Below are 21,050 nucleotides of genomic sequence, written 5' to 3'. Positions count from 1 at the left end.
ACGACGCGGCGTGTCAGTGACACCCCGCCGATACTATCGCAGGCAAGCCAGCTCCCACAGTTGAGCGGTGTGCTGCGTTTAACGCACGCTGCTTTCGAAGCGGTTCACACCTGACAGCTCCAACACCAGCTCATCGCCCACATTCAGCGGGCCCACACCGGCCGGGGTGCCCGTGAGGATCACATCGCCTGCCTGCAGAGAGAAGCAGCCGGCCATGTGCTGGATCATCGGGACGATCGGGTTGAGCATCTGCGCGCTGTTGCCATCCTGGCGCACTTCGCCATTGATGCTCAGGCGGATGCCGATGTCGGTCACGTCCGGGAAGGTGCTGCCCACCACGAACGGTGCGATAACGGCCGCACCGTCAAAGGACTTGGCGATTTCCCACGGCAGGCCCTTGGCTTTCAGCTCGGCCTGCTTGTCGCGCAGGGTCAGGTCCAAGGCTGGAGCGAAGCCGGAGATGGCGTCGAGCACTTCCTCGCGGCTGGGCTTGGTCGACAGTGGCTTGCCGATCAATACCGCGATTTCCGCTTCGTAATGCACCGAACCGCGTTCGGTCGGGATGCTGAAACCGCCTTCCAGCGGCACCACGCAGCTGCCTGGCTTGATGAACAGCAGCGGCTCGGTCGGGACCGGGTTGTCCAGTTCCTTGGCATGTTCGGCGTAGTTACGCCCGATACACACCACTTTGCCGACTGGAAAGTGGATGTTGGTGCCGTCGACATACTTGTGCTGGTAGTTCATGGAACGACTCCTTCAAGGCGATTAAACAGCGAAGATCTTGCCAGGGTTCATGATTCCGTTCGGGTCGAACACGGCTTTCACTGCCTTCATGTATTCGATTTCAACCGGCGAGCGGCTGTAAGTCAGGTAGTCACGTTTGGTCATGCCCACACCATGTTCGGCGGAGATCGAACCGTTGTACTTTTCGACGGTTTCAAAAACCCACTTGTTCACGGTGGCGCATTTGGCGAAGAACTCATCCTTGCTCAGGTTTTCCGGCTTGAGGATGTTCAAGTGCAGATTGCCGTCACCGATGTGGCCAAACCAGACGATTTCGAAGTCGGGGTAGTGTTCACCGACGATCGCGTCAATTTCCTTCAAAAACGCCGGCACTTTGGAGACAGTCACCGAGATATCGTTCTTGTACGGGGTCCAGTGGGAAATGGTCTCGGAGATGTACTCGCGCAGTTTCCACAGGTTGTGCAGTTGGGTTTCGCTCTGGCTCATCACGCCGTCCAGCACCCAGCCCTGCTCCACGCAATGTTCGAAGGTTTCCAGCGCGTGGTTGGCGACTTCTTCGGTGGTGGCTTCGAATTCCAGCAGCGCGTAGAACGGGCACTCGGTTTCGAACGGCGCCGGCACGTCGCCACGGCCCATGACCTTGGCCAAGGCCTTGTCGGAGAAGAATTCGAAGGCGGTCAGGTCCAGCTTGCTCTGAAAGGCGTGCAACACCGGCATGATCGAGTCGAAGTCGGTCGTGCCCAGCACCATCGCGGTGAGGTTTTTCGGCGCGCGGTCCAGGCGCATAGTGGCTTCGACCACAAAGCCCAGGGTGCCTTCCGCGCCGATGAACAGCTGGCGCATGTCGTAGCCGGTGGCGTTCTTGATCAGGTCGCGGTTCAACTCCAGCACGTCGCCCTTGCCGGTGACGACTTTCATGCCGGCTACCCAGTTGCGGGTCATGCCGTAGCGAATCACCTTGATCCCGCCGGCATTGGTGCCGATATTGCCGCCAATCTGGCTGGAACCGGACGACGCAAAATCCACCGGGTAGTACAGGCCGTTTTCTTCAGCGACGTTCTGCAATTGCTTGGTGACCACCCCCGGCTGGCACACGGCGGTGCGGTCGGTAAGGTTCACGTCGAGGATCTGGTTCATATAGTCGAACGACACGACCACCTCGCCATTGGCCGCCACAGCAGCGGCCGACAAGCCGGTACGCCCGCCCGATGGCACCAGCGCCACCTTGTGGGTATTGGCCCAACGCACGATGGCCTGGACCTGCTCAGTGGTCTTGGGAAACACGATGGCGGTCGGCGCGGGTGCGAAGTGCTTGGTCCAATCCTTGCCGTAAGCCTCCAGGGAGTCAGCATCGGTCAGCACTTTGCCGGGCTCAACCAGGGTCTTTAGCTCATCAATCAGGGCAGGATGGGTCATCGACAGAACTCTCGAACAATTCATGGTCATCCTGAGAACGCTTCACGTCGCAGGAATAGGTGTTTAGCGGGGCGCGTATGCTAGCATACCGCCCCCGCAGGACAGAGCCCAAGGGCGTTTCTGCGGTGACGGCTTTCCTGCCGTCCGGGTCAGCTTGTGCTGCTCGATTCCCTGCCATTTTTCTCCGGGATACAGGTTTACGCAGATGAGCAAGACTTCTCTCGATAAGAGCAAGATCAAGTTCCTTCTTCTGGAAGGCGTCCACCCATCGGCTGTCGACGTTCTGAAAGCCGCCGGGTACACCAGCATTGAGTACATCACCAGTTCTCTGCCGGAAGCCCAACTCAAGGAAAAGATCGCCGACGCGCACTTTATCGGCATTCGCTCCCGCACTCAGCTGACCGAAGAGATCTTCGATCACGCCAAGAAACTCGTGGCGGTCGGCTGTTTCTGCATCGGCACCAACCAGGTCGACCTCAACGCAGCGCGCGAGCGCGGCATCGCGGTGTTCAACGCACCGTACTCCAACACCCGTTCCGTTGCGGAGCTGGTATTGGCCGAGGCCATCCTGCTGTTGCGCGGCATTCCTGAGAAGAACGCTTCCTGCCACCGTGGCGGCTGGATCAAAAGCGCAGCCAACTCCTTCGAAATCCGCGGCAAGAAGCTGGGTATCGTCGGTTACGGCTCGATCGGTACTCAGCTGTCGGTCCTGGCTGAAGGCCTCGGCATGCAGGTGTTCTTCTACGACACCCTGACCAAGCTGCCATTGGGCAACGCCACTCAAGTGGCCAGCCTGACCGAGCTGCTGGGCATGTCCGACATCGTGACCCTGCACGTTCCGGAAACCGCTGAGACCCAGTGGATGATCGGCGAGAAGGAAATCCGCGCCATCAAGAAAGGCGGCATCCTGATCAACGCTGCCCGTGGCACCGTGGTCGAGCTGGACGCCCTGGCCGACGCGATCAAGGACAAGCACCTGATCGGCGCCGCTATCGACGTGTTCCCGGTGGAGCCTCGCTCCAACGACGACATCTTCGAAAGCCCGCTGCGTGGCCTGGACAACGTGATCCTGACCCCGCACATCGGCGGCTCCACCGCTGAAGCCCAGGCCAACATCGGCCTGGAAGTGTCGGAGAAGCTGGTCAAGTACAGCGACAACGGTACCTCGGTGTCGTCCGTGAACTTCCCGGAAGTGGCCCTGCCGGCTCACCCTGGCAAACACCGTCTGCTGCACATCCACCAGAACATCCCTGGCGTGATGATGGAGATCAACAAGGTCTTCGCGGAAAACGGCATCAACATCTCCGGTCAGTTCCTGCAGACCAACGAGAAGGTCGGCTACGTGGTGATCGACGTCGACGCCGAGTACTCGGACTTGGCGCAAGAGAAGCTGCAGCACATCAACGGCACCATCCGTAGCCGCGTGTTGTTCTAACGCTTCAACCGCACCACGAAAAAGGGAGCCCCTCGGGCTCCCTTTTTTGCATCTGAACAAATCTTACTTAACGTTAACCGTGATCACTTTCGAGGCTACAGTCGGGTTGAACTGCATGTGCAGTTTGTCGCCGGCGACCAGCTGCAAGGTGTGTTTGCCTGGGGTGAGGGTCAGTTCGGTTTCAGTCTGGGCCTTGCCGTAGTGGATCACGGTGTCGGTGGCCGGGATCGGCACGCTGGCGTCAGGCAGGGCTTTCTGGTCGACCAGCAGGTGGTGGTGACCGGTGCCGGGTTCCTGGTCAGTGGCCGGGGCCAGTTTCAGGCCTTCCATGCCGAATTTGACAGTGAAGGTCTTGTCGACGGTGGCGCCGTCTTTTGGCGACACGATAAATACTTTGGCGCCTTCAGGTGGCGCGCTGCGCGGGATACCGTCGGCGGCTGTGGCCAGCATGGAAGCACCCAACAGCAGGGAGGTCAGGGTTGCACGGGACAAAAGGGCTTTCATTCGCTTCTCCAGTTTTTCTGTGAAATCTGTAGGGTTATGACAACTTCGCGACAAATTGCTGTCCAAGGCACTCAACACCATAGCAAAGCGATGCTGAACGGCGCCTCGCACATTAAAAATCTCTAGGAGTGACCATGCGCTTTTCGCCTGGCCTGTTACTGCTGCTGCCCCTTCTGAGCCCCTTGGCTCATGCCGAACTGATCGATGATGTATTCGACCGTGGCGAACTGCGCATTGCCCTTGAAGCCAACACCCCGCCGTTCAACTTCAAGGAAGGCGACAAACTCACCGGCTTCGAAGTGGAGTTGGGTGAACAACTGGCTAAAGAGATGGACGTGCGCCCGTCATTTATTACCACCGATGACGCTGACCTGCTGCCGGGCGTGGAAACCGGCAAGTACGACGTGGCCATCAACCATATCGCTATGACTGCCGAGTTGCAGGATCGGTTCGATTTCAGTGAGCCTTACAGCGAGAAGCCTGAGCTGGCGATTCCGTTCCAGAAGGGCAATCCGGCGTTCAAGGCGAGTTTGGATAAGGCGCTGGGGCGTGTGAAGGCCGATGGCCGATTGAAGGCGTTGGCGCAGAAGTGGTTTGAAGACGAGAAGCCCGTCGCCAAGGCGCAGTAATTTTTCGGATTTGACTCGGTCAGCTCCCACATTTGATCTATACAGGTTTCGTTAGCTGCGTCAGAGCCGCTGCCGCCTCGGGCAACTCCAACTCACTGAACACCTGCACACCATGCTGCTTGAGCAACGCCGCCGTCACGCCCTCGCCTGTCACCTTCACGCCGCTGAACGTGCCGTCGTAGGTGTGCAGGTTGCCGCACGACGGGCTATTGGCCTTGAGCACGGCGATGCGGATGTTGTGGCACTGCACCAGCGCCAGGGCCTGGCGAGCACCGTCAAGGAACGCGGCGCTGAAATCTTCGCCCTCGGCGGTCAGCACCTGGGCGCGGCCGTCCCAGACATCCACACCTTGCCCGCCGGGTATTTCGGCAGCGGGTCGGGGCGTCGGCAAACCACCTGATACTTCCGGGCAGATCGCAACCACACGCCCCTCGGCCTGCCACGCGGCCAACGGATCGAACGGCCCGCTGGCCCCGCCGTCGTAGCGAACCTTGTGCCCCAGCAGGCAACGGCTGACCAGAATCTTTTCCATGTTTAAAACGGCTCGTTGCCCCGCCGACGAAACCACCCTGTCAGGGACAGGCGTTCGCGCGTGGCGGGCATGACTTCATGGGGCACCTCGCCCGACAGGAACACCACCAGGCAACCGCCGGTGGGCACCACATCGTATTCGACGCCGTCCTTGAGGTACATGCGCAATTGGCCGCCATGTTCGGGCAGCCAGGCGTCGTTCAAGTAAATCACCGCCGAGACCATGCGTCGGTCATCGTCGCGGAAGCGGTCCAGGTGCTTGAGGTAAAACGCCCCTGGCGGGTACATCGCGAAGTGGCTTTCGAAATCTTCCAGGCCCAGGAAAAGGCTGCGGTTCATCGCCAGGCGCAGGCTGTCCATCAGCGCCATATAGGTGTCGCAGACCGCCGCGTCACCGTCCTCCAGCCACTGGATATGATCACCGCGAATACCTTCGCGAATCTCCTGGGCCGGGCCACGCCCCACCGCCGCCGGGGCCAGCTCACCCTCTGCCGCACGTTTACGGCACTCAGCCGCCAGTTCCAGTGTCAGAGCCTGGGGCAGGAAGCCGTTCTGCCGGGACCAGCCCTTCTCGGCCAGGTCGTCGACAATACGTTGCAGCAAGGGGTGATCGAGGGGTATTTGCATGGCGCGCATAGTATCCATACGCCTGTGAATCCGACAGAGCCGCCGGGCGTCTGAATACACTTTAGTCAGGTGACTGATAGGACTTCTCGACAAATCCTACGCCCGACACGGACAATAGTGGCCGACTGACAGGAGTCCATATGCGTCGTTTGTTTTTTTCCTTGCTGATGTTCTGCGTTTTGCCCGCCTGGGCAGACGGCCATGACCAGTTGTACAAGGTCGCCGGCTGGGCCGAACAACGTGCGCATTTTAATGACGCTCTCAATGCTGCCCAGCAACGCTACCGCAACAGCCTGCCGCCAGCGGTGTACCAGGCGCTGGTGGACAACAGCAATAAACGCTTCGCCGCCCAGGCCGTGGACCAGCGCGCTGAAGCGCAATTGCGCAAGAACCTCGCAGACCCCAAGCCTGCCCTGGCGTTTTTTCAATCGCCCCTGGGCCGCAAGATTGTCGCCGCCGAGCTGCTCGCCACCCGTCGCGACCAACTGGCGAAGAACGCCCAGGGCCTGCCGAAAATCGAAGCCGACGCTACTCGCAGCCTGATCATCGGTCATCTGGCCCAGGCCCTGCCGGCCCGTGAAGCAGGCGCGGAAGTCAGCCTGGCGATTGCCGGTGTGGCGGCCGATAGCCTGAGCCAGATGATTCCCGGCCTGTTGGGGGGTGGACAAGCCCAAGGCATGCTGAACGGCCAGCGCGAGCGGTTGATGCAGCAGATCGACAAGGATCTGAACAACACGCTGCTGTATGTCTACCAGGATTTGTCCGACCCAGAGCTGGAAGAGTTCGCGACGTTTGCCGAGTCCCCGGAGGGCAAAGCGTATTACCAAGCCGCCCTTGCAGCCATTCGCGCCGGCTTGGCGGTCGGCCAGAGCACCTCAAGCCTGACGCCGTAGCCCGTTCCCGCATTTACACCTTATGACGTCAGGTGATCCGTCAGGTACTTAAAGTACTCATCGCGAATCTGCGGAATCTCATTCGCCAAATGATGCCTGCCACGCGGCAGCATCAACACCTCGGGCTGGTCGAACTTGCCGCGCAACACTTGCAGGTTGTGCTGCCAGTCCACCGTCATGTCTTCCTCACCCTGAACGATCACCGGCCGCCGGGCACTGCGCGGTGCGGCTTCGATGCGTTTGATCCAGCGCGCCAGGGCGCCCACCCAGGCGGTAGGCAATTGGCGCGGCTGCAGCGGGTCGGCTTCCAGGAACGGCTTGAACGCCGGGTCGTTAGTGTTCTCGCTGAATCGCCGTGCGATGCCTTTGACGAACGGGCGCAGCAGGTAATAGCTGACCTGCGACCATCCCCAGGCACGTGGCCGCACCAGGGGTGACAGCAGGAAGGTCTTGCCCTGGGCAGGGCTGTCGGCGCCATGGTTGAGCAGATGATCCACCACCACCGCACCGCCGGTACTTTGCCCGAACAGGTGCCAGGGTTGCGGCAGTTGCAGGGCTTGCGCCTGGGCAAACAGCGCCTGCAACACCTGTTGATACACCGCAAAATCATCGATGCTGGCACGCACGCCACTGGACAGACCGTGCCCCGGCAAATCGCAGGCGATCACCACGAAGCCTTGGTCAAGCGCCCACTTCAGCACATGGCGATACAGCCCCATGTGGTCGTAGAAACCGTGGAACATGAATATCGTCGCCACCGGCGTGGGCGGCCACCACACTTGCGCCACCACCTCAAATCCATCCACCTCGAAGCGCCCCAGGCGGCTCACGGCCTGGTCGAGCCCGTAGAAACGCTGATAGACCCGCGCCTCGGCTGAAAGCGGTTGCGCATCCACCAGGGGTCGCAAGCTTTCGCGCAGATGATCAGGGTCAAAGGTAACGGGCATAAAGGCTTCCAGACTTGCGGCAAAGATGAATATCGAGCTGCGATATTCATCTGTCAGGACAAGCATGGCAAGCTACGCGACCTTCGAGGATACATCTGAATGCGACAGCCCTACCGCACCGCCTTGTTTGCCAGCCTGATCCTGATTATCTGCGCCGGCATGCTGTGGGCGGCGTATGACTGGTTCCAGGGCCGCTACCTGCGTGCCTTCAGCGAGCACACGGCGGTGTTTTCCGGCGACCCATTGAAGTTGCCTGCCAACCTCGCCGGCCCCGGCCCGATCCGCCTGGTGCACTTCTGGGACCCGGCCTGCCCGTGCAACGTCGGCAACCAGCAGCACCTGGGCGAATTGATCGAGCAATACGCGCCCCAGGGGGTCGAGTTCTACGCCCTGCAAAAACCCGGCAGCCACGGCCAATTGCCCGACAACCTGCGCACGATGAAAACCCTCACCGCCCTTCCCGGCGCCGAGCAGGTGCCGGCCAGCCCGGCCGTAGGCATCTGGGATCGCAGCGGCAAGCTCGCGTATTTCGGGCCCTACAGCGAAGGCCTCACGTGTAATTCCAGCAACAGTTTTATTGAGCCGATCTTGAAGGCCCTTGAAACAGGACGTGAGGTAAATGCCACGCACACCCTGGCGGTGGGCTGCTATTGTTCGTGGCCAAAAGGCTCTTAAATCGCCCCCCACTCTTGGTAAGGAATGTTCATGAAGCGCGTCTTGCGGGTTCTCGCGGTTCTTGTCGTGCTGGTCGCCCTCGGTGCCGGTTGGTACGTGTACAGCAAGCAGCCCACCCGCCAGGGCACGGTCACACTGGCCAACCTGCAAGGCTCGGTCACGGTGCGTTACGACGACCGTGGCGTGCCGCACATTCAAGCCGAGAACGAGACCGACCTGTACCGCGCCCTGGGCTATGTGCACGCCCAGGACCGGCTGTTCCAGATGGAGATCATGCGGCGCCTGGCCCGTGGCGAGCTGGCCGAGGTGCTGGGGCCCAAGGTGCTGGACACCGACAAGCTGTTCCGCAGCCTGCGCATTCGCGACCGCGCGGCCACTTATGTAGCGCAACTTGACCATGAGTCGGCGCACTGGAAGGCCCTGCAAGCCTATCTGGACGGGATCAACCAATATCAGGACAGCCACGCCCGCCCCATGGAGTTCGACGTGCTGGGCATCCCCAAGCGGCCGTTTACCGCTGAGGACACCATCAGCGTCGCCGGGTATATGGCCTACAGCTTTGCCGCCGCGTTTCGTACCGAGCCGGTGCTGACTTTCATCCGCGACCAACTGGGCAGCGATTACCTGAAAGTCTTCGACCTGGACTGGCAGCCCAAGGGCGCCCTCAACCTCGCCGCCAGCGATTGGCAGACCCTCGGCGCCATTGCCTCCCTGAGCGAACAGGCCCTGGCCGACAACGGCCTGCCGCAGTTCGAAGGCAGCAACGCCTGGGCCATCAGCGGCAACCGCACCAAAAGCGGCAAACCGTTGCTGGCGGGTGACCCGCACATCCGTTTCTCGGTGCCGTCGGTGTGGTACGAGGCGCAGCTGTCGGCGCCGGGTTTCGAGCTGTATGGCTATCACAACGCACTGGTGCCGGTGGCGTTCCTGGGGCACAACCTGGATTTCGGCTGGAGCCTGACCATGTTCCAGAACGATGACCTCGACCTGATCGCCGAGAAGGTCAACCCCGATGACCCCAACCAAGTCTGGTACCACGACCAGTGGGTCGACATGACCCGCACAGAGCAACAGATCGCCGTGAAGGGCCAGGCGCCGGTGACGCTGATCCTGCGCCAGTCACCCCACGGCCCGATCATCAATGACGTGCTGGGCGAGAACGCCGGCAAGACACCGATTGCCATGTGGTGGGCATTCCTCGATACCCAGAACCCGATCCTTGAAGGTTTCTACCAGCTCAACCGCGCCGACACCCTGGTGAAGGCCCGTGCGGCGGCAGCCAAGGTGTCTGCGCCGGGGCTGAACATCGTGTGGGCCAATACCAAGGGCGATATCGGCTGGTGGGCGGCGGCGCAGTTGCCGATTCGTCCAGCCGGGGTCAACGCCGGTTTTATACTCGACGGCAGCACCGCCCAGGCCGACAAGCTGGGCTTCTACCCCTTTAGCGCCAACCCCCAGGAAGAAAACCCGGTACGCGGTTACGTGGTGTCGGCCAACGCCCAGCCCGTCTCGCCGACTGGCCTGGAGATCCCCGGTTACTACAACCTCGCCGACCGTGGTCAGCAGTTGAACGCGCAATTGAGCGACAAGAGCGTGAAGTGGGATGTAAACAACAGCCAGGCCTTGCAGCTCGGCACCACCACCGCCTTCGGCCCGCGCCTGCTGGCGCCGCTGTTGCCGGTGCTGCGCGAGGTGGTCAAGGACCCGGCGCAACTTAAACTGGTGGAGCAACTTGCAAGCTGGAAGGGTGACTATCCGCTGGACTCCACCAGCGCCACCCTGTTCAACCAGTTCCTGTTCAACCTGGCCGACGCTGCCTTCCACCCGAAGCTCGGCGACAATCTGTTCAAGACCCTGCTCGGCACCCGCGTGATCGACGCCGCCCTCCCACGCCTGGCCGCCGCGCCGGATTCACCATGGTGGGACGGCAAGCGCGCCGAAACCGTCAAGCTTGCCTGGGACAACAGCCTCGCGCACCTAAAGGCCACCTTCGGCGATGACCCGAGCCAATGGCAGTGGGGCAAGGCCCATACCCTGACCCACGGCCACCCACTGGGCTCGCAGAAACCGTTGGACCTGATCGTCAATGTTGGCCCGTTCCCGGCGCCAGGCACCCACGAAGTGCCGAACAACCAATCGGCCAATATCGGTCCGGCACCGTGGCCCGTTACCTACGGGCCTTCGACTCGCCGCCTGATCGATTTCGCCGATGTAGCACACGCATTGACCATCAACCCGGTCGGCCAAAGCGGCGTGCCATTTGACCGACACTATGGCGACCAGGCGGAAACCTACATCGAGGGCGGCTACGAACAGGCGCACTTCACCGATGAGGAAGTGACCGCCAACACCCGTGGCATCCTCAAGCTGCTACCCGCCCGATGAACGCAGGCGCCCCGGCGCCTCGCCATAGGTCTCCTTGAATTTCTTGCTGAACGCTGCCTGGGACTGGTAGCCCACCTGGGTGGCGATATCCAGCAGGCTCAGGTGCGACTGGCGCAACAGGTTGAAGGCCAGCTCCATGCGCAACTGCGTCAACAGCCCCCACGGCGACACGCCCGCCACCTTCACGAACGCCCGCATGAAGGTGGCGCGTGACATCGTCGCGGCAGCCGCCAGGCTGTCGATGGTCCACTCATGCCCCGGATCGGCCAGCATGGCTTGCCAGGCCTTGCTCAGGCGCTTGTCGACGAGCAACGCGAAGGTGCCGGCAACAGGTGTCTGGCGGGCCAGCCAGGTGCGCAGGATCAGGGTGAACAGCGCCGATGACAACGCATCGATAAAGGAGCGCGCGCCCAGTTGCTGGCCGTCCGCCTCGCTGCGCAATAACGCGATCAACGCCGCCAGTTGGCCGTCGCCCTGCCACTCTCGGCTGGACACCACCAGGTACTCCGGCAACGCGCCGAGCAGCAGTGACTGGCGGTTGTAGTGGAAGCTGCCACACAGCATGTCCAAGTCCGGTCGGTCACCGCCCAGGCGGTGCACTTTGAGTACGCCGCCTTCAATCACCTTGGGTTGTACCGGCCGAATCCGCGCGCCCTGACTGCGCAACAAGTGAGTGGCACCGCCAGGCATCAGCAGGATGTCACCCTCCTCCAGCGTCACGTGCTGCCCGCCGGACAACTCGGCACGACAGGTGCCGCTGAGCACGATGTGGTAAGGCGCCACGCCGAGGGTCTCCGGCGGGTGGTCCAGCGCCCATTCCCCTTGAAACTGACACCGTAAATCCAGACTGCCGCGCAGGTTGGCCAGCGCGATGAGCGTGTCGATCGAGTTCATTTGCGAGCATCGGTCAAAAAGATGAGCGGATTGAACAATAACGCCGCCCTCGAACGGAAGAGACTGGTTCCACACCAACCCTCGTTCAGGAGTTACCGCAATGTTCAATAACTGGTCCGACTTGCTGCCTACCGTGAAGAAAGCCTTTGGCGCGCTGGGCAAGAGCAACCCGAAGATGGTCAAAGCCTACATGGCGCTGGGCGAGGCTGCCGAGGAAAACAACGTGCTCGACGCCAAGACCCGTGAACTGATTTCCATCGCCGTGGCCATCACCACTCGCTGCGATGGCTGCATCGGTGTGCATGCGGATGCTGCGATCAAGGCCGGTGCCACCCGTGAAGAAGTCGCCGCAACACTGGCCACCGCCATCTCGCTGAATGCGGGTGCGGCGTATATCTTCTCGCTGCGTGCGCTGGAAGCCTACGACACGCTCAAACCGGCGCCGCAAAATTAAGCCGGAACTGTTGCGGCGTGACGCCCAGCCTGCGGTTGAACACACTGCGCATGTGCTGGGCGTCGCGAAAGCCGCACTGATAGGCGACGGTCTTGAGCGGTGCGCGGCTGCTTTCGAGCATGACCCGCGCCGCATCAACCCGCGCCCGTTCGACAAATTCCGCCGGTGTGATCCGCGCCTCACGGGCAAACACCCGAGAGAAATTGCGCGCGCTCATATTGGCCGCCTTGGCCAGGTCGGCAATGGTCAAATCCCCGGTGAGGTTCGCCAACACGTACAGCTGCACCAGCGCCACTGCCGAGGTGGTTTCGGCGTGGGGCGTGAGAAACGGGCTGAACTGCGACTGCCCGCCCGACCGCTGGGTAAACACCACCAGGCGCTTGGCCACGCTCAGTGCGACTTCCGGGCCGTGGTCCTGAGCCAGCAGATACAGCGACAGATCGATGCCCGCCGTGACCCCGGCCGATGTGTAGAGGTTGCCGTCCTGCACGTAGAGGCGGTCGGCGTCGACCTGGGCCGTGGGGCACAGGCGCGCCAGATCGGCCGCGTCATTCCAATGGGTGGTGACGGTTTTGCCATCCAACAGCCCGGCGCGCGCCAGCATGAAGGCGCCGTTGCAGATCGAGCCGAAGCGTTGCGCGCGAGCAGTGGCGCTGCGCAGCCAGTCATCAAATTCGGCACCGAAGTCTTCGAACGGCAACTGCGGGCCGCCGGCGACCAGCAATAGGTCATAGGCTTGCAAGGCCTCGCTGTAATGCCGATGGGCCTGCAATGACAGGCCGTTGGAGGCCGCCATGCTGCCGTGGCCCAGACCGATGACGTCCAGTTGGTAATGATCCTGCGGCGACAGAAAACGATTGGCCTCGCAGAACACATCCAGGGGGCCGGTCACGTCCAGCGACTGGACGCCAGGAAAGATCAGAATGGCGACGGTTTTATGCATGGGTAAACCTTTATATCCGGGCGGACGCAAACCCTGTGGGAGCCGGGCTTGCCCGCGATGCTGGCGACTCGGTCCATCAGGTATACCGAGGTGACGCTATCGCAGCAATGCGGCGATCCGACAAGCCAGCTCCCACATGTGAGCGTGCCTGGCGCTGGCACGATGTGACGGCACATTGGCCGACATCGCTCCCTCGCCGCGATAGCCCCCTGACTGGCGCGCGACCAGACTGGGGACTTTACAGAGGAGAACACCCATGAGCACCACCATCGCCGGCATCCAGATCCCGGACAGCGCCCTGGCCAAAGCCACCACCGAATACATCCGCGACGTCGAATCGGACCTGCTCTACCACCACTCCCGCCGGGTCTTTCTGTTCGGCGCCTTGAGCGGCGAACGCAAGCAACTCGCCTACAACCCGGAGTTACTCTACGTCGGCGCGATGTTCCACGACCTGGGCCTGGTCGAAGGTCATCGCAGTGACAACGAGCGCTTCGAAGTCGACGGTGCCAACGCCGCCGCTGCCTTCCTCAAGCCTTACGGGCTGAGCGATGACGATATCGAACAGGTGTGGCTATCCATCGCCCTGCACACCACGCCGGGCGTGCCGCAGCATCTGCGCCCGACCGTGGCGCTGGTGACGGCCGGTGTGGAAATGGACGTGCTGGGCATGGACTACGCCGCGTTTTCAACCGTGCAGCGCGAAGCCGTGGTGCATGCGCACCCACGCGGTGAAGGGTTCAAGGAGTGCATTATCTGCGCCTTTGCCGACGGCTTGCGCCATCGCCCGCAGACCACGTTTGGCAACGTGAAGACGGATGTCTTGGTGGATCAGGAGCCGGGGTTCAAGCCGATGAATTTTGTCGAGGTCATCCGCACATCCCCCTGGACGGCTTAATCAGCCTGAAACGCAATCAAATGTGGGAGCGGGCTTGCTCGCGAATGCGTTGGATCAGTCGATACATCTGGTGACTGATACACCGTATTCGCGAGCAAGCCCGCTCCCACAGTTTGATCCGGATCAGACCGGTGCAGGCGCCCGGCGCTTGTCCGGCTGTTTCCAGCCATCTGCCGCCGCTTCTTCAATCGCTTGCTGGATGGCTTTCTTGCGGTGTTCTTCGGCACGACGGCTGAAGAACCACACCAGGAAGGTCACCAGCGACACTGCCAACAGAATCAGGCTGGCCACGGCGTTGATCTCAGGCTTAACCCCAAGGCGCACCGCCGAGAACACTTCCATCGGCAGGGTGGTCGACCCCGGACCCGACACGAAACTCGCCAGCACTAGGTCATCCAGGGACAGTGCGAACGACATCATGCCGCCCGCCGCCAACGATGGCGCGATCATCGGGATGGTGATCAGGAAGAACACCTTCCACGGCCGCGCCCCCAGGTCCATCGCCGCCTCTTCGATCGACAGGTCCAGCTCACGCAGGCGCGCCGACACCACCACCGCCACATACGCCGCACAGAACGTGGTGTGGGCGATCCAGATGGTGACGATGCCACGCTCCTGGGGCCAACCGATCATCTGTGCCATGGCCACGAACAGCAGCAACAGCGACAGACCGGTGATCACTTCCGGCATTACCAACGGCGCGGTCACCAGGCCGCCGAACAGCGTGCGGCCCTTGAACTGGCTGATGCGCGTCAGCACGAAGGCCGCCAACGTACCCAACGCCACTGCGGCCACCGCCGTGTAGCAGGCAATTTCCAGGGAGCGCGCCACCGAGCCCATCAACTGGGTATTGTCCAGCAGGCCTACGTACCACTTGATCGACCAACCGCCCCACACCGTCACCAGCTTGGATTCGTTGAACGAGTAGATCACCAGGATCAGCATCGGCAGGTAGATAAACAACAACCCCGCCACCAGCATGAAACTCGAGAAACTGAAGCGCTTCATATCTTGCCCTCCATCTCTTTGGCTTGGCTGCGGTTGAACAGGATGATCGGCACGATCAGGATCGCCAGCATCACCACCGCCAGGGCAGAGGCCACCGGCCAGTCACGGTTGTTGAAGAATTCTTGCCACAACACTTTACCGATCATCAGGGTTTCCGGGCCGCCCAGCAGTTCCGGGATCACGAACTCGCCCACCACCGGGATGAACACCAGCATGCAGCCGGCGATGATGCCATTCTTGGACAGCGGCACGGTGATCTTCCAGAAGCTGTTGAAGGTGCTCGAACCCAGGTCGGATGCGGCTTCCAACAGGCTCTGATCGTGCTTCACCAGGTTGGCGTACAGCGGCAGGATCATGAACGGCAGGTACGAATAGACCACGCCGATGTACACCGCGATGTTGGTGTTGAGGATCTGCAGCGGTTCGTTGATCAACCCCATGGACATCAGGAAGCCATTGAGCAGGCCGTTATTGCTGAGAATGCCCATCCACGCATACACGCGGATCAGGATCGCGGTCCAGGTCGGCATCATGATCAGCAGCACCAGCACGGTCTGCATCTCTTTGCGCGCACTGGCAATGGCGTAGGCCATCGGGTAACCGATCAGCAGGCACAGCAGCGTGCTGAAGAACGCCATTTTCAGCGAGCCCAGGTACGCGGCGATGTACAACTCGTCGTCGCCGAGCATCGCGTAGTTGCCCAGGTTGAGCACCAACTGCAGTTTCTGCTCAACGAACGTGTAGATCTCGGTGTACGGCGGAATCGCGACGTCGGCTTCGGCAAAACTGATCTTCAGGACGATGAAGAACGGCAGCATGAAGAACAGGAACAGCCACAGGAAGGGAATGCCAATGACCGCATGACGGCCACTGGGCGTTATTCGTTGCAGGCGGCGCTTGAGCTTCTTCATGTTCATGAGCGAAGTACCACGCCGCTGTCGTCTTCCCACCACACGTAGACCTGGTCACCCCAGGTCGGCCGCTGCCCACGACGCTCGGCGTTGGCAACGAAGGACTGCACCAGTTTGCCGCTCGGCAGCTCCACGTAGAACACCGAGTGGCCGCCCAGGTAGGCGATGTCGTGCACCTTGCCGCTGGACCAGTTGTGCTCGCAGGTCGGCATTTCGGTGGTGACCAGCAGTTTTTCCGGGCGAATCGCGTAGGTCACCGACTTGTCTTCCACCGAAGTGGCGATGCCGTAGCCCACGTAGATGTCGCGGTCCAGGTCCGGGCACTTGAGCACCGCGTGGCCTTCGGCGTCATCGACCACTTGGGTGTCGAAGATGTTGACGTTGCCGATGAACTCGCACACCAGACGGCTGGTTGGCGTTTCGTAGATGTCGATCGGGCTGCCGATCTGGGCGATCCAGCCCAGGTGCATGATCGCAATGCGCTCGGCCATGGTCATGGCCTCTTCCTGGTCGTGGGTCACCATCACGCAGGTCACGCCGACGCGCTCGATGATTTCCACCAGTTCCAGCTGCATCTGCGAACGCAGCTTCTTGTCGAGAGCGCCCATGGGCTCATCGAGCAGCAACAGTTTCGGGCGCTTGGCCAGGGAACGGGCCAGGGCCACACGCTGACGCTGACCGCCGGACAACTGGTGCGGCTTGCGCTTGGCGTACTGGCTCATCTGCACCAGCTTGAGCATCTCGGCCACGCGGGCGTCGATCTCGGCCTTGGGGATCTTGTCCTGTTGCAGGCCGAAGGCGATGTTCTGAGCCACGGTCATATGTGGGAACAAGGCGTAGGACTGGAACATCATGTTGATCGGCCGCTCGTAGGGCGGCATGTCTGTGATGTCTTCGCCGTCGAGGTAGATACGGCCCTCAGTCGGGCGCTCGAAACCGGCGAGCATGCGCAGCAAGGTGGACTTGCCCGAACCCGAACCGCCGAGCAGGGCGAAGATCTCGCCTTTCTTGATTTCCAGGGACACATCGTCCACGGCAATCGTCTCGTCGAACTTCTTCGTGACCCGGTCGATTTTGACCAGCACCTTCTTCGGTGTCTGGTCCCCTTCGAGGGCTTTCTTATAGGCGCCGGAGGCAACTGCCATTTACGAAACTCCCAGAAAAAAAGAGTGCAGAACGTCCAATACGGACGAACCTTGGATAGGTTGAGCCTTACTTGCCCGTCTTGACCTTGGTCCAGCTACGGGTCATCAAACGTTGCACTTTCGGGGGTAGCTCGAAGTTGACGAATGTCCTGTCGAGTACCGCCTGCGGTGGGTAAACCGCCTCGTCCGTGCGTATCGATTGCTCCATCAGCTTGTCCGCCCCTGGGTTAGGGTTGGCGTAACCGACGTAATCACTGACCTGGGCGATCACCTCAGGTTGCAGCAAATAGTTGATGAAGGCGTGGGCCTCTTTGACGTTGGTGGCATCCTTGGGGATGGCCAGCACGTCGAACCACAGGTTGCCGCCTTCTTTCGGAATCGTGTAGGCGATGTTCACGCCCTTGCCGGCCTCCGCCGCGCGGGCCTTGGCCTGGAACACATCGCCGGAGAAACCTGCCGCCACGCAGATGTTGCCGTTGGCCAGGTCCGAAATGTATTTGGAAGAATGGAAGTAGGTCACGTACGGCCGCACTTTCAGCAGCTTCTCTTCGGCCTTCTTGTAATCGTCCGGGTTCGTACTGTTAGGGTTCAGGCCCATGTAATTGAGCACCGCCGGCAGCATTTCATCCGCCGAGTCTATGAACGACACACCGCAGGTCGCCAGCTTCTTCATGTTCTCCGGCTCGAACAGCACGGCCCAGGAATCGATATGGTCGACGCCCAGCACTTCCTTCACTTTATCGACGTTGTAGCCGATGCCATTGGTGCCCCACAGGTACGGCACGGCGTACTGGTTGCCGGGGTCATTCTTTTCCAGGCGTTTGAGCAGCGCCGGGTCGAGGTTGGCGTAATTCGTCAGCAATGACTTGTCGAGTTTCTGGAACGCCCCGGCCTTGATCTGCTTGCCCAGGAAGTGGTTGGACGGCACCACCACGTCGTAACCGGTACGCCCGGCCAGCAGCTTGCCTTCCAGGGTTTCGTTGGAATCAAACACGTCATACACAGGCTTGATGCCGCTGGCCTTTTCGAAGTTGGTCAGGGTGTCGGTGCCGATGTAATCCGACCAGTTATAAATATGCACAGTCGGTGCGGCCTGCACGCTCAACGTCAGCGTGATACCTGCACCCACCAGCATGGCTTTGCGAAATAAAGAAATTGGCAAGTGGAGGTCCTCTTAAATAGTTGGGCCCAAAGTTGTTGCCCGGCAACAAAACCGGCGCGCAACTTACCCTCGATAAACCGATCCGGCAAAACTTTCTGTCATTTAATTGTTTCGATAACCACCGCGCCAGGCGCGGTGGTTAGCAAAGACCGGTTATTTACCGGACTTGATCTTGGTCCAGCTGCGTGTCATTTCACGCTGGGTCGCAGCCGGCAGGTCAGCAATGGCGTAGAGCTTGGCCTGTACGTCCGCTGGCGGGTAGATGCCCGGGTCGCTGGTGATTTCCTTGTCGACCAGTGCGGTGGCTTTCTCGTTACCGTTCGGGAAATGCACGCTGTTGGTGATTTCAGCCATGACTTGCGGCTTGAGCAGGTAGTTCATGAACTTGTAGGCGGCGTCGACGTTCTCGGCATCCTTGGGGATGGCGACCATGTCAAAGAAGCTGCCAGCACCTTCTTTCGGAATGTCGTAGGCCACTTTGACCTTGCCACCGGCTTCAGCCGCACGGGACTTGGCCTGTTCGATGTCACCCGAGTAACCCACGGCCACGCAGATATTGCCGTTGGCCAGGTCGGAGATGTACTTGGACGAGTGGAAGTAGCCGATCGAAGGACGGATTTTCAGGAACAGGTCTTCGGCCTGTTTCAGATCAGCTTTCTTCTGCGTGTCGGTTGGCAGGCCCAGGTAATGCAGTGCAACCGGCAGCATTTCGGTCGGCGAATCGAGGAAGCTCACGCCGCAGCTTTTCAGCTTGGCGATGTTCTCTGGCTTGAGCAGCACGTCCCACGAATCGATCTTGTCCACGCCCAGCGCGGCCTTGACCTTCTCCGGGTTGTAGCCAATGCCGATCGAGCCCCACATGTACGGGAAGGCGTGCTTGTTGTCCGGGTCGCTGACCGACACGGCTTTAAGCAGGGATTTGTTCAGGTTGTCGTAGTTGGACAGCTTGGACTTGTCCAGCTCCTGGTAGACACCGGCCTTGATCTGCTTGGCGAGGAAGTTGTTCGACGGTACGACGATGTCGTAACCGGACTTGCCTGCCAGCAACTTGGCCTCCAGGGTTTCGTTGCTGTCGAACACGTCGTACACCACTTTGATGCCGGACTCTTTTTCAAAGTTGGCGATGGTGTCCGGTGCAATGTAGTCGGACCAGTTGTAGACGTGCAGCACTTTGTCGTCTGCCTGGGCCGCGCCCGCCATTGCGCCCATCAGGGACAACGCGAGGAGGGTCTTGCCAGCGTTCTTCAAACCTAATGCCTTCATTTGGTGATGCTCCAATTTTTTCTTTTTTGGGCCACAAGCTTCATATGTTTCGAGGCCCAGCCAAAGGGCAACAAAACAGGGCGACAGTCTGGCAAGTTCAAGGGCCGGCTTTCAACCAAGGCCCTCATATTTCTGACTGCTCAGACGCAGCGCCCGAAAGCCGCTGCGTCCTGAGCCTAGCACTTAGCCCTGCAGTGCCGCCAAAGTCAGGTCCAGGCACTGACGAGCCTTGGTCACCAACTCGTCGATTTCTGCCTTGCTGATCACCAGCGGTGGCGAAATGATCATGGTGTCGCCCACGGCGCGCATGATCAGGCCATTTTCAAAGCAGAACGTACGGCAAATCATGCCAACGCCCTTGCCTTCGTAACGCTTGCGCGTGGCTTTGTCCTGTACCAGTTCAATGGCACCGAGCATACCCACACCACGCACTTCGCCCACCAGCGGATGATCCGCCAATTCCCTCAGACGTTTCTGCAAATACGGTGCCGTTTCGTCGTGCACACGATTAACGATTTTTTCATCACGCATGATGCGGATGTTTTCCAGCGCCACTGCCGCCGCAACCGGGTGACCGGAGTAAGTGAAGCCGTGGTTGAAATCACCGCCCTCGTTGAGGACTTCCACCACTTCATCGCGAACGATCAGGCCGCCCATCGGGATGTAACCCGACGTCAGGCCCTTGGCGATGGTCATCATGTGCGGCTTGAGGTCGTAGAAATCGCTACCGAACCACTCACCGGTGCGGCCGAAACCGCAGATCACTTCGTCGGCAATGAACAGGATGTCGTACTTGGCGAGGATTTCCTTGATGCGCGGCCAGTAGGTCGCAGGCGGCACGATCACGCCACCGGCGCCCTGGATCGGCTCGGCAATAAAGGCACCGACGTTGTCCACGCCCAATTCCAGAATCTTTTCTTCCAACTGGTTGGCGGCCCATACACCGAACTCTTCGGGGCTCATGTCGCCGCCTTCGCCAAACCAGTACGGCTGTGCGATGTGGGTGATGCCCGGGATCGGCAAGTCGCCCTGCTCATGCATATAGGTCATGCCGCCGAGGCTGGCGCCGGCCACCGTGGAGCCGTGGTAGCCATTCTTGCGGCTGATGATGGTTTTCTTGTTTGGCTGGCCCTTGATCGCCCAGTAGTGGCGGACCATACGCAACATGGTGTCGTTGCCTTCGGAGCCGGAACCGGTGAAAAACACGTGGTTCATGCCGGCCGGCGCGATGTCGGAAATGGCTTTTGCCAGCTCCAGCACCGGCGGGTGAGCGGTCTGGAAGAACAGGTTGTAGTACGGCAGTTCTTTCATCTGCTTGGCGGCGGCGTCTGCCAGTTCATCGCGACCGTAACCGATCGCCACGCACCACAGGCCGGCCATGCCGTCGAGGATCTTGTTGCCTTCGCTGTCCCACAGGTAGACGCCGTGGGCTTTGGTGATGATGCGCGGGCCTTTCTCTTTCAACTGCTTGAAGTCGCTGAACGGCGCCAGGTGGTGATCACTGCTCAAGGCTTGCCATTCACGGGTTTGCGGGTTGTTGCTGGACATACCAATCTCCTAGACTTTTCAGGTGAGGGCGCGCCGTG

General features: G+C 60.6%; 21 protein-coding genes. 7 read left to right on the top strand and 14 right to left on the bottom strand.

The features are described from left to right. Positions 1-78: 78 nt before the first annotated feature. Both AC4PS7_RS21105 and AC4PS7_RS21100 read right to left on the bottom strand, forming a co-directional pair. The gene (locus tag AC4PS7_RS21105; protein WP_010207311.1) at positions 79-744 is read right to left on the bottom strand and encodes a fumarylacetoacetate hydrolase family protein; all 666 of its coding nucleotides are present in this window, start codon (positions 742-744) and stop codon (positions 79-81) included. Between the two features lie 21 nt (positions 745-765). Then, a complete protein-coding gene (locus AC4PS7_RS21100; RefSeq protein ID WP_010207312.1) occupies positions 766-2,160 on the bottom strand; it encodes an FAD-binding oxidoreductase in 1,395 nt (464 codons plus the stop codon). 205 nt (positions 2,161-2,365) lie between these two features. Between AC4PS7_RS21100 and serA the strand changes: the two genes are divergently transcribed. Further along, positions 2,366-3,595 (top strand): phosphoglycerate dehydrogenase, encoded by a 1,230-nt coding sequence (gene serA / locus AC4PS7_RS21095; protein ID WP_003195214.1) that lies wholly within the window; start codon positions 2,366-2,368, stop codon positions 3,593-3,595. 63 nt (positions 3,596-3,658) lie between these two features. Here the strand turns inward: serA and AC4PS7_RS21090 are convergent, their stop codons facing one another. Further along, on the bottom strand, positions 3,659-4,099 hold the full coding sequence (locus AC4PS7_RS21090; RefSeq protein ID WP_010207318.1) for a DUF4399 domain-containing protein: 441 nt from the start codon (positions 4,097-4,099) through the stop codon (positions 3,659-3,661). A gap of 134 nt (positions 4,100-4,233) precedes the next feature. Here AC4PS7_RS21090 and AC4PS7_RS21085 point away from each other — a divergent pair, with 134 nt between their 5' ends. Beyond that, positions 4,234-4,728, top strand: a complete 495-nt coding sequence (locus AC4PS7_RS21085) for a transporter substrate-binding domain-containing protein (protein ID WP_010207320.1) — start codon at positions 4,234-4,236, stop codon at positions 4,726-4,728. Positions 4,729-4,765: 37 nt separating this feature from the next. On the opposite strand, the gene AC4PS7_RS21080 is transcribed toward AC4PS7_RS21085, so the two are convergent. Beyond that, positions 4,766-5,260 (bottom strand): 2-thiouracil desulfurase family protein, encoded by a 495-nt coding sequence (locus AC4PS7_RS21080; RefSeq protein WP_431480321.1) that lies wholly within the window; start codon positions 5,258-5,260, stop codon positions 4,766-4,768. A gap of 2 nt (positions 5,261-5,262) precedes the next feature. Next, the gene (locus tag AC4PS7_RS21075) at positions 5,263-5,895 is read right to left on the bottom strand and encodes a 2OG-Fe(II) oxygenase (RefSeq protein ID WP_044288034.1); all 633 of its coding nucleotides are present in this window, start codon (positions 5,893-5,895) and stop codon (positions 5,263-5,265) included. A gap of 131 nt (positions 5,896-6,026) precedes the next feature. On the opposite strand from AC4PS7_RS21075, the gene AC4PS7_RS21070 reads away from it, so the two are divergent. Next, the gene (locus AC4PS7_RS21070) at positions 6,027-6,779 is read left to right on the top strand and encodes a DUF2059 domain-containing protein (RefSeq protein WP_010207325.1); all 753 of its coding nucleotides are present in this window, start codon (positions 6,027-6,029) and stop codon (positions 6,777-6,779) included. A 20-nt stretch (positions 6,780-6,799) separates the two neighbouring features. Here the strand turns inward: AC4PS7_RS21070 and bipL are convergent, their stop codons facing one another. Then, positions 6,800-7,726 carry a phospholipase BipL gene (gene bipL / locus AC4PS7_RS21065; RefSeq protein ID WP_492179731.1) on the bottom strand — a complete coding sequence of 309 codons (927 nt, stop codon included), beginning with the start codon at positions 7,724-7,726 and terminating at the stop codon, positions 6,800-6,802. 99 nt (positions 7,727-7,825) lie between these two features. Between bipL and AC4PS7_RS21060 the strand changes: the two genes are divergently transcribed. Continuing rightward, positions 7,826-8,401, top strand: a complete 576-nt coding sequence (locus tag AC4PS7_RS21060) for a DUF6436 domain-containing protein (RefSeq protein ID WP_021492643.1) — start codon at positions 7,826-7,828, stop codon at positions 8,399-8,401. A gap of 30 nt (positions 8,402-8,431) precedes the next feature. Then, complete coding sequence (locus tag AC4PS7_RS21055; RefSeq protein WP_305375394.1) at positions 8,432-10,786, top strand: penicillin acylase family protein; 2,355 nt, start codon at positions 8,432-8,434, stop codon at positions 10,784-10,786. Here AC4PS7_RS21055 and AC4PS7_RS21050 read toward each other — a convergent pair. Beyond that, positions 10,772-11,680 (bottom strand): AraC family transcriptional regulator, encoded by a 909-nt coding sequence (locus AC4PS7_RS21050; RefSeq protein ID WP_137205800.1) that lies wholly within the window; start codon positions 11,678-11,680, stop codon positions 10,772-10,774. The two genes, AC4PS7_RS21055 and AC4PS7_RS21050, sit on opposite strands and share 15 nt — an antisense overlap. A gap of 100 nt (positions 11,681-11,780) precedes the next feature. On the opposite strand from AC4PS7_RS21050, the gene AC4PS7_RS21045 reads away from it, so the two are divergent. After that, the gene (locus AC4PS7_RS21045) at positions 11,781-12,134 is read left to right on the top strand and encodes a carboxymuconolactone decarboxylase family protein (protein ID WP_492179730.1); all 354 of its coding nucleotides are present in this window, start codon (positions 11,781-11,783) and stop codon (positions 12,132-12,134) included. On the opposite strand, the gene AC4PS7_RS21040 is transcribed toward AC4PS7_RS21045, so the two are convergent. Next, positions 12,112-13,077: a GlxA family transcriptional regulator gene (locus AC4PS7_RS21040; protein ID WP_010207330.1), complete on the bottom strand. Its 966-nt coding sequence runs from the start codon at positions 13,075-13,077 to the stop codon at positions 12,112-12,114. The genes AC4PS7_RS21045 and AC4PS7_RS21040 overlap by 23 nt on opposite strands. Positions 13,078-13,333: 256 nt before the next feature. On the opposite strand from AC4PS7_RS21040, the gene AC4PS7_RS21035 reads away from it, so the two are divergent. Next, positions 13,334-13,975, top strand: a complete 642-nt coding sequence (locus AC4PS7_RS21035; protein ID WP_010207332.1) for an HD domain-containing protein — start codon at positions 13,334-13,336, stop codon at positions 13,973-13,975. Positions 13,976-14,098: 123 nt separating this feature from the next. Here the strand turns inward: AC4PS7_RS21035 and AC4PS7_RS21030 are convergent, their stop codons facing one another. From AC4PS7_RS21030 to AC4PS7_RS21005, 6 genes are all read right to left on the bottom strand, one after another. Beyond that, complete coding sequence (locus AC4PS7_RS21030) at positions 14,099-14,983, bottom strand: ABC transporter permease subunit (RefSeq protein WP_010207334.1); 885 nt, start codon at positions 14,981-14,983, stop codon at positions 14,099-14,101. After that, positions 14,980-15,900 carry an ABC transporter permease subunit gene (locus AC4PS7_RS21025; protein WP_010207335.1) on the bottom strand — a complete coding sequence of 307 codons (921 nt, stop codon included), beginning with the start codon at positions 15,898-15,900 and terminating at the stop codon, positions 14,980-14,982. Before AC4PS7_RS21025 ends, AC4PS7_RS21030 begins: the two co-directional genes overlap by 4 nt. Beyond that, positions 15,897-17,039 carry an ABC transporter ATP-binding protein gene (locus AC4PS7_RS21020; RefSeq protein WP_010207336.1) on the bottom strand — a complete coding sequence of 381 codons (1,143 nt, stop codon included), beginning with the start codon at positions 17,037-17,039 and terminating at the stop codon, positions 15,897-15,899. The genes AC4PS7_RS21025 and AC4PS7_RS21020 overlap by 4 nt, the downstream gene beginning before the upstream one ends. Positions 17,040-17,106: 67 nt before the next feature. Further along, complete coding sequence (locus AC4PS7_RS21015) at positions 17,107-18,201, bottom strand: polyamine ABC transporter substrate-binding protein (RefSeq protein WP_492179729.1); 1,095 nt, start codon at positions 18,199-18,201, stop codon at positions 17,107-17,109. 153 nt (positions 18,202-18,354) lie between these two features. Beyond that, positions 18,355-19,449, bottom strand: a complete 1,095-nt coding sequence (locus tag AC4PS7_RS21010) for a polyamine ABC transporter substrate-binding protein (protein ID WP_010207339.1) — start codon at positions 19,447-19,449, stop codon at positions 18,355-18,357. Positions 19,450-19,647: 198 nt separating this feature from the next. Continuing rightward, positions 19,648-21,012, bottom strand: coding sequence for an aspartate aminotransferase family protein (locus AC4PS7_RS21005; RefSeq protein ID WP_010207340.1), 1,365 nt, complete (start codon positions 21,010-21,012; stop codon positions 19,648-19,650). Positions 21,013-21,050 lie beyond the last annotated feature (38 nt).

It is taken from the genome of Pseudomonas sp. DW-iso3, from assembly GCF_058725305.1.
Note: the sequence above shows the minus strand (reverse complement) of the source record. Positions and strands in the feature narration are given on the sequence as shown.

Excerpts from the sequence above, each read along its gene's own strand:
- AC4PS7_RS21105 (WP_010207311.1), bottom strand. The coding sequence starts at position 744 with ATGAACTACCAGCACAAGTATGTCGACGGCACCAACATCCACTTTCCA.
- AC4PS7_RS21100 (WP_010207312.1), bottom strand. The coding sequence starts at position 2,160 with ATGACCCATCCTGCCCTGATTGATGAGCTAAAGACCCTGGTTGAGCCC.
- serA (WP_003195214.1), top strand. The coding sequence starts at position 2,366 with ATGAGCAAGACTTCTCTCGATAAGAGCAAGATCAAGTTCCTTCTTCTG.
- AC4PS7_RS21090 (WP_010207318.1), bottom strand. The coding sequence starts at position 4,099 with ATGAAAGCCCTTTTGTCCCGTGCAACCCTGACCTCCCTGCTGTTGGGT.
- AC4PS7_RS21085 (WP_010207320.1), top strand. The coding sequence starts at position 4,234 with ATGCGCTTTTCGCCTGGCCTGTTACTGCTGCTGCCCCTTCTGAGCCCC.
- AC4PS7_RS21080 (WP_431480321.1), bottom strand. The coding sequence starts at position 5,260 with ATGGAAAAGATTCTGGTCAGCCGTTGCCTGCTGGGGCACAAGGTTCGC.
- AC4PS7_RS21075 (WP_044288034.1), bottom strand. The coding sequence starts at position 5,895 with ATGCGCGCCATGCAAATACCCCTCGATCACCCCTTGCTGCAACGTATT.
- AC4PS7_RS21070 (WP_010207325.1), top strand. The coding sequence starts at position 6,027 with ATGCGTCGTTTGTTTTTTTCCTTGCTGATGTTCTGCGTTTTGCCCGCC.
- bipL (WP_492179731.1), bottom strand. The coding sequence starts at position 7,726 with ATGCCCGTTACCTTTGACCCTGATCATCTGCGCGAAAGCTTGCGACCC.
- AC4PS7_RS21060 (WP_021492643.1), top strand. The coding sequence starts at position 7,826 with ATGCGACAGCCCTACCGCACCGCCTTGTTTGCCAGCCTGATCCTGATT.
- AC4PS7_RS21055 (WP_305375394.1), top strand. The coding sequence starts at position 8,432 with ATGAAGCGCGTCTTGCGGGTTCTCGCGGTTCTTGTCGTGCTGGTCGCC.
- AC4PS7_RS21050 (WP_137205800.1), bottom strand. The coding sequence starts at position 11,680 with ATGAACTCGATCGACACGCTCATCGCGCTGGCCAACCTGCGCGGCAGT.
- AC4PS7_RS21045 (WP_492179730.1), top strand. The coding sequence starts at position 11,781 with ATGTTCAATAACTGGTCCGACTTGCTGCCTACCGTGAAGAAAGCCTTT.
- AC4PS7_RS21040 (WP_010207330.1), bottom strand. The coding sequence starts at position 13,077 with ATGCATAAAACCGTCGCCATTCTGATCTTTCCTGGCGTCCAGTCGCTG.
- AC4PS7_RS21035 (WP_010207332.1), top strand. The coding sequence starts at position 13,334 with ATGAGCACCACCATCGCCGGCATCCAGATCCCGGACAGCGCCCTGGCC.
- AC4PS7_RS21030 (WP_010207334.1), bottom strand. The coding sequence starts at position 14,983 with ATGAAGCGCTTCAGTTTCTCGAGTTTCATGCTGGTGGCGGGGTTGTTG.
- AC4PS7_RS21025 (WP_010207335.1), bottom strand. The coding sequence starts at position 15,900 with ATGAACATGAAGAAGCTCAAGCGCCGCCTGCAACGAATAACGCCCAGT.
- AC4PS7_RS21020 (WP_010207336.1), bottom strand. The coding sequence starts at position 17,039 with ATGGCAGTTGCCTCCGGCGCCTATAAGAAAGCCCTCGAAGGGGACCAG.
- AC4PS7_RS21005 (WP_010207340.1), bottom strand. The coding sequence starts at position 21,012 with ATGTCCAGCAACAACCCGCAAACCCGTGAATGGCAAGCCTTGAGCAGT.